The 8,965-nt window shown below is 74.4% G+C and carries 7 protein-coding genes; all 7 read left to right on the top strand.

Features of this window, described 5'->3' with window-relative positions:
- Positions 1-168: 168 nt before the first annotated feature.
- The 7 genes from ACZ4UX_RS11075 to ACZ4UX_RS11045 all read left to right on the top strand — a co-directional run bounded on the left by ACZ4UX_RS11075 (position 169) and on the right by ACZ4UX_RS11045 (position 8,935).
- Positions 169-1,638 (top strand): glycoside hydrolase family 16 protein, encoded by a 1,470-nt coding sequence (locus ACZ4UX_RS11075; protein WP_465706407.1) that lies wholly within the window; start codon positions 169-171, stop codon positions 1,636-1,638.
- A gap of 146 nt (positions 1,639-1,784) precedes the next feature.
- Positions 1,785-2,879: a LacI family DNA-binding transcriptional regulator gene (locus ACZ4UX_RS11070; protein WP_465706406.1), complete on the top strand. Its 1,095-nt coding sequence runs from the start codon at positions 1,785-1,787 to the stop codon at positions 2,877-2,879.
- Positions 2,880-3,223: 344 nt separating this feature from the next.
- Complete coding sequence (locus tag ACZ4UX_RS11065) at positions 3,224-4,510, top strand: ABC transporter substrate-binding protein (protein ID WP_465706405.1); 1,287 nt, start codon at positions 3,224-3,226, stop codon at positions 4,508-4,510.
- 23 nt (positions 4,511-4,533) lie between these two features.
- Positions 4,534-5,475, top strand: coding sequence for a carbohydrate ABC transporter permease (locus tag ACZ4UX_RS11060; protein ID WP_465706404.1), 942 nt, complete (start codon positions 4,534-4,536; stop codon positions 5,473-5,475).
- Positions 5,476-5,480: 5 nt separating this feature from the next.
- Positions 5,481-6,317, top strand: coding sequence for a carbohydrate ABC transporter permease (locus ACZ4UX_RS11055; protein WP_465706403.1), 837 nt, complete (start codon positions 5,481-5,483; stop codon positions 6,315-6,317).
- Positions 6,318-6,344: 27 nt separating this feature from the next.
- Entirely contained in the window at positions 6,345-7,796 is a 1,452-nt protein-coding gene (locus ACZ4UX_RS11050; RefSeq protein ID WP_465706402.1) for a GH1 family beta-glucosidase, read from the top strand.
- A gap of 131 nt (positions 7,797-7,927) precedes the next feature.
- A complete protein-coding gene (locus tag ACZ4UX_RS11045; protein ID WP_329491468.1) occupies positions 7,928-8,935 on the top strand; it encodes an LLM class flavin-dependent oxidoreductase in 1,008 nt (335 codons plus the stop codon).
- Positions 8,936-8,965: the final 30 nt, after the last annotated feature.

Genomic DNA, 8,965 nt, shown 5'->3' with positions numbered 1-8,965 from the left:
GAAGGGGGGTGGGTAGGAGGGGTGCGGAGGAAGGGGGGGGGGGGGAGGGGGGGGGAGGGGGGGGGGGGGGGGGGGGGGGGGGGGGGGGGGGGGGCCCCCGCGGCCCCGCCCCGACGCTCCCACCGCACCGTCACCCCCACGACCGTCCCCCCACGGAGGTGCACCACCGTGTCCGGAACGAACACCCCACCCGCGACCACCGCCACCCGCAGACGGCGCCCGCGCCGCGCACTGACCACCGTGCTGACCGCCGCCGGCGCGGCCACCGCGCTCTGCGCGGCGCTGCTCGGCACCGCCACGGCCGCCGTCCCGCCCACGCCCGCCGGCTGGACCACCGTCTGGAGCGACGACTTCGGCGGCGCCGCCGACACCCTGCCGGCGGCCGCCGACTGGATCGTCGACACCGGCACCAGCTACCCCGGCGGCGCCGCCAACTGGGGCACCGGCGAGGTCCAGAGCTACACCGCGAACACCGCCAACCTCCGCCAGGACGGCGCCGGGAACCTGCGCATCACCCCGATCCGGGACGCCGCCGGCAACTGGACCTCCGGCCGGATCGAGACCAGGCGCAGCGACTTCGAACCGCCTGCCGGCGGGAAGCTGCGGATCGAGTCCCGGATCCAGATGCCGAACGTGACCGGCCCGGCCGCCGACGGCTACTGGCCGGCCTTCTGGACGCTGGGCGCGCCGTACCGCGGCAACTACTGGAACTGGCCGACCATCGGCGAGTTCGACCTGATGGAGAACGTCAACGGCGTCAACCAGGTCTGGGGGACCCTGCACTGCGGCGGCAACCCGGGCGGCCCGTGCAACGAGACCACCGGCCTCGGCGCCGTGCACGCCTGCCCGGGCTCGGCCTGCCAGGGCAACTTCCACACCTACGCGCTGGAGTGGGACCGCAGCGTCAGCCCGCAGCAGCTGCGCTGGTACGTCGACGGCGTGCAGTTCCACTCCGTCACCTCGGCCCAGATGGACGCCGCCACCTGGGACGCGGCCACCGCGCACGGGCACTTCATCCTGCTGAACGTCGCGATGGGCGGGGCCTTCCCCGACCCGGTGGCGGGTCACCGGACGCCCACCGCCGCGACCGCCTCCGGCGTGCCGATGCTGGTCGACTACGTCGCGGTCTACCGTTCGGGCGGCGGCACCACGCCGCCGACCACGCCCCCGCCGACCACCGTGCCGCCGACCCAACCGCCGACCACGCCGCCCCCCGGCGGCACCGGGAGCGCGTACGGCACCATCCAGGCCGAGGCCTACGGCGGGCAGTCGGGGACGGCCCGGGAGGCCACCACCGACAGCGGCGGCGGCCAGAACCTCGCCGCGCTCGCCAACGGCGACTGGGCGCTGTACCCGGGCGTCGACTTCGGGACGGCCCCGGCCCGGCAGTTCAAGGCGCGGGTGGCCTCGGGTGCGGCGGGCGGCGTCAGCGGCCTGGTCGAGGTCCGCCTCGACAGCCGGACCGCCGCGCCGATCGGCTCCTTCGCCGTGGCCAACACGGGTGGCTGGCAGAGCTGGACGACCGTCCCGGCGAACATCGCCGCGACCACCGGCAGGCACGACGTCTACCTGACCTTCACCAGCGGGCAGCCGGCCGACTTCGTCAACGTCAACTGGTTCACGTTCAGCACCACCTGACCCGGGGTTGCCGGGCGGTGGCGGACGGCAGTCGCCCGCCACCGCTCCGGCGTGCCCGCCCCGGGGTTCTGGGAGCGCTCTCAGCGACGGGCGGCCGACCCGCTAGGCTCTGGGGACGAAGCGTTCACGCGCGAGAGGAGCCCACGGTGCCGGAGCAGTCGCCGCGTCCGACGCTGGAGTCGGTCGCCGAACGGGCCGGGGTCTCCCGGGCCACGGCGTCGCGGGTGGTGAACGGCGGGGAGGGCGTCCGCGAGGCCCTGCGGGAGAAGGTCCGACGGGCCGTCGACGAGCTCGGCTACGTCCCGAACCCGGCCGCCCGGACGCTGGTCACCCGGCACAACCGGGCGGTCGCCGTGGTGGTGGCCGAGCCCGGCAGCCGGCTCTTCTCCGACCCGTTCTTCGCCCAGCAGCTGCGCGGCATCGGCCGCGAGCTGTCGGCCGCCGACCACCAGATGGTCCTGATGATGGTCGAGGACCAGCACGACTACGAGCGGGTCGGCCGCTACCTGGCCGGCGGGCACGTGGACGGCGCGCTGCTGTTCTCGCTGCACCAGCCGGACCCGCTGCCCGACATGGCGCGCAAGGTCGGGCTGCCCTTCGTGGTGGGCGGCCGGCCGGGCTGGCCGGGCGCCGAGTCCGACCACGACCTGGTCTACGTGGACAGCGACAACCGGGGCGGCGCCCGGCTGGCGGTCGGCCACCTGCGGGCCCTCGGGCGCACGGCCATCGCCACCGTCACCGGCCCGCTCGACCAGACCTCCTCCATGGACCGGCTGGACGGCTATCGGGACGTGCTGCCCGACGGGGACCCGGCGCTGATCGCCGAGGGGGACTTCACCCCCGACGGCGGCGGCCGGGCGATGGCCGAACTGCTGGCCCGCCGGCCCGACCTGGACGCGGTGTTCGCGGCCTCCGACGCGATGGCCTCGGGCGCGCTGCGGGTGCTGCGCGAGGCCGGCCGCCGGGTGCCGGAGGACGTCGCCGTGGTGGGCTTCGACGACGTCGAGTCGATCGCGGCCTGGACGGAGCCGCCGCTGACGACGGTGCGCCAGGACATCGAGGAGATGGGGCGCTTGATGGCCGGGCTGCTGCTGCGCCGGCTCGCCGGTGCCGGTGCCGGTGCCGGTGCGCGGCCCGGGGCGGCCGGGGGAGCGGCGGGCGGCCTCCCGTCGGGTCTGCGCCCCGGGGGCCCCACCTCCGTGATCACCCCCACCCGGCTGGTCCTGCGCGCCTCGGCCTGACCGGCCTCGGCCGGACGGGCTGGACCTGACCGGCGGGCACCTGACCGGCCGGGGCTCGGGCGGTCGGGCGCCTCGCCGTCCCGCCGGAGTAGCCCTTTCCGTCCCCGCGTTCAAGGCCTGAACGCCGGTCGACGGTATCCCGGAGATTACGTTCGGGTTTCGGCCTCTTGACCGCCGCGCCGCCCGCACGGCACTCTCCTCTCAACGCACTGAGAGCGCTCTCAAGAGCGCTCTCAGAACCCGTTCGACGCACCGCCCCGCGCCCCTCGTCCGCGCATCCCCACACCCCCCGCTCGCCCCGCGCCACCCGAACCGCACCCCACCCGCCCCGCCAGGGAGTCCTCATGCGCCGCTCCGCCGCCGTGCTCGGCAGTACCGCCCTCGCCGCCACCCTCCTGCTCACCGCCTGCGGCAGCTCCGCCGGATCGGCCGACGCCGCCGACGGCAAGGTGACCATCACCGTCGACCTCTTCGGCACCTTCGGCTTCAAGGAGAGCGGCCTCTACGAGGAGTACATGAAGCTGCACCCCAACGTCACGGTCAAGCAGACCGACACCCAGGACGAGGGCCAGTACTGGCAGGCCCTGCAGACCAAGCTCGCGGGCGGCGGCGGCCTGGCCGACATCCAGGGGCTGGAGGTCGGCCGGGTGGCGAGCGTGCTGCAGAAGCAGGCCGACAAGTTCACCGACCTGAAGACCCTCGGGCTCGGCTCGGTCAACGACGAACTGGTGCCCTGGAAGGGCGCCGCGGTGAAGACCGCCGACGGCCGGGTCCTCGGGGCCGGTACCGACATCGGCCCGGAGGCGATCTGCTACCGCACCGACCTGTTCAAGGCGGCCGGCCTGCCCACCGACCGCACCGAGCTGGCCCAGCGCTGGTCGACCTGGCAGGGCTACCTGGACCTCGGCAAGCAGTACGTGGCCGCGGCCGGCGCCGGCAACACCTGGACGGACAGTGCGGCCGGGCTCTTCACCGCCGAGGTCGGCCAGCAGAAGGTGCGCTACGCCGACGAGAGCGGCAAGCCGGTCTTCGACAGCAGCCAGGCCGTGCGGACCGCCTGGACCGACGCCGGCCGGCTGGTCGCGGACGGGCTGAGCGCGAAGCTCCCGCAGTGGACCCCGGAGTGGAACAAGGCCTTCAGCACCGGGAAGTTCGCCACCCTGAGCTGCCCCGCCTGGATGCTCGGCTACATCAAGGGCCAGGCCGGCGAGGCCGGTTCGGGCAGCTGGGACGTCGCCCCCGGCCCCGGCCGGACGGGCAACTGGGGCGGCTCCTACCTCACCGTGCCCAGGACGGCCAAGCACCCCAAGGAGGCCGCCGTGCTGATCGCCTGGCTGACCGCCAAGGAGCAGCAGACCACCCTCTTCACGAAGCAGGGCTCCTTCCCGTCGTCCACCGGCGCGCAGGCCGCCATCAAGGACGTGACCGACCCGTACTTCAACAACGCGCCGATCGGCCGGATCTTCAGCGAGTCGGCGGCCGCCATGCCGGCCCAGGTGCTCGGCGTGGACGACGGCGTGATCGGCAAGGCCTTCACCGACGCCCTGGGCGAGGTCGAGCGGACCGGCACCGCCCCGGACGCGGCCTGGAAGCACGCGATGGACAACATCGCCAAGGCCAACGGAAACTGACGGAGCATCGGCAGACTACCACGATGGCCATCACCTCCGCCGCCCGCCTGCCTGCGGCCGACCCGGCGAAGCCCCGGGCCCGCCGGGCCGGCCGGCTCGCGCCCTACGGCTTCCTCGCCCCGTTCTTCGTCCTGTTCGCCGCCTTCGGGCTCTTCCCGCTGCTCTACACCGCCTATGTCTCGCTCCACCGGGTCGAGTTGCAGACCACCGACCGGATGGACTGGGTCGGCGCGCAGAACTACACCCGCCTGCTGGCGGACCCGTTCTTCTGGAACGCACTGCGCAACACCTTCACCATCGGGGTGCTCTCCACCGTGCCCCAGCTGCTGATGGCGCTGGGCCTGGCCCACCTGCTCAACTACCGGCTGCGCGGCCGGTCCTTCTACCGGGTCGCGATGCTGATGCCGTACGCGACCTCGGTGGCGGCCGCCACGCTGGTCTTCGCCCAGCTCTTCGGGCGGGACTACGGCCTGATCAACTGGGTGCTGGGCCAGGCCGGCCTGAGCCCGGTGGACTGGCAGGCGGGCACCTGGGCCTCGCAGCTCGGCGTCTCCGCGATCGTCACCTGGCGGTGGACGGGGTACAACGCGCTGATCTACCTGGCCGGCATGCAGGCGATCCCCGGCGAGCTCTACGAGTCGGCGGCGGTCGACGGTGCCTCCCGGTGGCAGCAGTTCCGCCACGTCACCGTCCCCGGCCTGCGCCCCACCATCGTCTTCACCGTGGTGGTGTCGACCATCGGCGCCACCCAGCTGTTCGGCGAACCGCTGCTCTACGAGGGGAACGCCGGCGGCGGGATCTCCCACCAGTACCAGACCCTCGGCCTCTACCTCTACGAGCAGGGCTGGAGCTTCTTCCACCTCGGGCGCGCGGCCGCGGTGGCCTGGGTGATGTTCCTGCTGATCGTCGTCCTCGCCCTGCTGAACGCGGCGATCGCCGCCCGGCGCAACCGTACGGACCGGTGACCCGCATGCGACCGAACCCGCGCTCCCCGCTGCACGGCGGCCCGCTCGTCCACGTGGTGCTGATCGCCGCCACCCTGGTGTTCGCCTTCCCCTTCTACTGGACGCTGGTGGCCGCCAGCCGCTCCAACGCCGAACTCAGCTCGGCCTCACCGGCGCTGACCCCCGGACCGAACCTGCTGCACAACATCGGCGCGGCCCTGGAGCAGGCGGCGATCGGCGACGCGCTGCTGAACTCGCTGATCGTCGCGGCCACCGTCACGGCCGGGGTGGTGCTCTCCTCGACGCTGGCCGGCTTCGCCTTCGCCAAACTGCGCTTCCGCGGCCGCGGCCTGCTGCTGGCGGTCACCGTCGCCACCATGATGATCCCGCCGCAGCTCGGCGTGATCCCGCTGTTCATGGTGATCGTCCGGCTCGACCTGCAGAACACCCTGCCGTCGGTGATCCTGCCCTCGCTGGTCTCGGCCTTCGGGGTGTTCTTCATGCGGCAGTACCTGGTCCAGGCGCTGCCGGACGAACTGGTCGAGGCCGGCCGCGTCGACGGTGCCTCGCTACTGCGGATCTTCCGTTCGATCGTGCTCCCGGCCGCCCGCCCGGGCATGGCGGTGCTGGGCATGCTGACCTTCATGGCCACCTGGAACGACTTCTTCTGGCCGGTCGTCGCCCTCAGCTCGCAGAACCCCACCGTGCAGGTCGCGTTGAAGTCCCTGGGGCAGGGGTACGTTCCCGACCAGTCGATCGTCATGGCCGGCACCCTGATCGGCACGCTCCCCGTCCTGCTGGTCTTCGGCGTCCTCGGCCGGCAGATCGTCGGCGGCATCATGCAGGGCGCCGTCAAGGGCTGACCCCGACCCACACCACCGGAAGGTGACATGACCGACCACGTCCGACCCCTCGTGTTCCCCGCCGACTTCCTCTGGGGCGCGGCCACCGCCGCCTACCAGATCGAGGGCGCCGCCGGGGAGGACGGCCGCACCCCGTCCATCTGGGACACCTTCAGCCGGACGCCCGGCAAGGTCCGCAACGGCGACACCGGTGACATCGCGACCGACCACTACCACCGGTTCCGCGAGGACATCGCGCTGATGGCCGAACTCGGCCTGCCCGCCTACCGCTTCTCGATCGCCTGGCCGCGCGTCCAGCCCGGCGGCAGCGGCCCGGTCAACAAGGCCGGGCTCGACTTCTACGACCGGCTGGTCGACGGGCTGCTGGAGCACGGCATCACCCCGGTGGCCACGCTCTACCACTGGGACCTGCCGCAGGAGCTGGAGACCCCGGCCGGGGGCGGCCCCGCCGCGGGCGGCGGCTGGACCGACCGGTCGACCGCCCGGCGCTTCGCCGAGTACGCGGCCCTGGCCGCCGCCCGGCTGGGCGACCGTGTCGACTCCTGGACCACCCTGAACGAGCCGTGGTGCAGCGCCTTCCTCGGCTACGGCAGCGGCGTCCACGCCCCCGGCCGCACCGACCCGGCCGCCGCCCTCACCGCCCACCACCACCTGCTGCTCGCCCACGGCCTCGCCGTCGGCGCGCTGCGCGCCGAACTCCCGGCCACGGCCCGGGTCTCGCTCACCCTCAACCTGGCGGCCGTGCGCCCGCACCGCGACGACCCGGCCGACCGCGAGGCCGCCCGGCGGATCGACGGGCTGGCCAACCGGATCTTCCTCGACCCGGTGTTCCACGGCCGCTACCCGGCCGACGTGCTCGCCGACACCGCCGGCGTCACCGACTGGTCCTTCGTCCGCGACGGCGACCTCGCCGAGATCTCCCGCCCCCTCGACGCGCTCGGCATCAACTACTACACCCCGACGGTGGTCGCCGCCGACGACCCGGCCGACCCGGCCCCGCGCCAGGACGGCCACGGCGGCGAGCGCTCCCCCTGGCCCGCCGACCACGGCATCCGTTTCCTGCCGGCCGAGGGCGAGCGCACCGCGATGGGGTGGCCGGTCGACGCCGAGGGCCTGTACGAGCTGCTCACCCGGCTCCGCGACGAGCTGCCCGGCCTGCCCCTGCTGATCACCGAGAACGGCGCCGCCTACGACGACTACGGCGACCCCTCGGGCGCGGTGCGCGACCCGGAGCGGATCGCCTACCTGCGGTCCCACCTGGCCGCCGTCCACCGCGCGATCGCCGCCGGCGCGCCCGTGCGCGGCTACTTCCTCTGGTCCCTGCTGGACAACTTCGAGTGGGCGTACGGCTACGGCAAGCGGTTCGGCATCGTCCATGTGGACTTCCCCTCCCAGCGCCGCACGCCCAAGGACAGCGCCCGCTGGTACGCGGAGGTGGTCCGCACCGGCGAGCTCCGCGCGGCCGACCCGCCGGCCTGAGCCCCGCCCGCCGTCCTGAGCCCGCCGCCATGACCCCGCCGTCCTGAGCCCGCCGTCCTCAGCCCGCCCGCCGTGACCGCGGCGCCGGCGCGCCGGGAATGCGGTCCCGGACGGTGGTGGTTGCCGCTGAGGTGACTACTGCCGCGCCTGCGATCCGCCTCTCGGTGCTCGACCGTTCCCGGACGAGACGGGGGGAGGAGCCCGCTCGGGCGCTGCGGGACACGGTGGCGTTCGCCCGGCACGCCGAGCGGCTCGGCTACCACCGGTTCTGGGTGTCGGAGCACCACGGCGTCCCCGGCGTGGCCGGGTCGGCGCCCACCGTGCTCGCCGCGGCGGTGGCCTCGGCCACCGACCGGATCCGGGTCGGCACGGGCGGCGTGATGCTCCCCAACCACCAGCCGCTGGTCGTGGCCGAGCAGTTCGGGGTGCTCGCCGCGCTCTTCCCCGGCCGGATCGACATGGGGCTGGGCCGCTCGGTGGCCTTCACCGACGGCGTCCGGCGGGCGCTCGGCCGGGACAAGGACGCCGCGGACCGCTTCGGCGAGCAACTGGCCGAGCTGCTCGGCTACTTCGACGGGTCGGGGCGCACCCACCGGGACGTCCACGCCCGCCCCGCCGAGGGCCTGGACGTCCCGGCCTTCGTCCTGGCCACCGGCGCGGGCGCGGACATCGCCGCCGAGGCCGGGCTGCCGCTGGTCATCGGGGCCGTCCGCGGCGAGGACCGGATGTTGGCCGCGATCGACCGCTACCGTGCCCGCTTCCGCCCCTCCGCACAGGCGGCCCGGCCGTACGTGGTGGTCTCCGGCACGGTGGCGGTCGCCGGAACGGCCGAAGAGGCCGAGCGGCTGCTGGTCGCCGAGGCCTGGGCGAGCGCCCACGCGCGGACCCACGGGGAGTTCCCGCCGCTGGCCCCCGCCGAGGAGGTGCTCGGCCGGGAGATGGGCCCGCGCGAGCGCGCGGCCTACCAGCAGTCGCTGCGCGGCCACATCGCCGGGACCCCGCCGCAGGCCGCCGCCGAGCTCGCCGCGCTGGTGGCCCGCACCGGGGCCGACGAGTTCCTCGTCACCACCAGCACGTACGACCGCGCGGCGCTGTTCGACTCCTACCGCCTGCTCGCCGAGGCGGTCCGCCCGCGCTGACCGGCGCTCCGCCGCGTCCACCGCCTCACC

This window comes from Kitasatospora sp. NPDC028961 (assembly GCF_055564815.1).
Note: the sequence above shows the minus strand (reverse complement) of the source record. Positions and strands in the feature narration are given on the sequence as shown.

What these genes read in the sequence shown, in the direction of transcription:
- ACZ4UX_RS11060 (WP_465706404.1), top strand. Translation starts at nt 4,534, where the DNA reads ATGGCCATCACCTCCGCCGCCCGCCTGCCTGCGGCCGACCCGGCGAAG.
- ACZ4UX_RS11055 (WP_465706403.1), top strand. Translation starts at nt 5,481, where the DNA reads ATGCGACCGAACCCGCGCTCCCCGCTGCACGGCGGCCCGCTCGTCCAC.
- ACZ4UX_RS11065 (WP_465706405.1), top strand. Translation starts at nt 3,224, where the DNA reads ATGCGCCGCTCCGCCGCCGTGCTCGGCAGTACCGCCCTCGCCGCCACC.
- ACZ4UX_RS11050 (WP_465706402.1), top strand. Translation starts at nt 6,345, where the DNA reads ATGACCGACCACGTCCGACCCCTCGTGTTCCCCGCCGACTTCCTCTGG.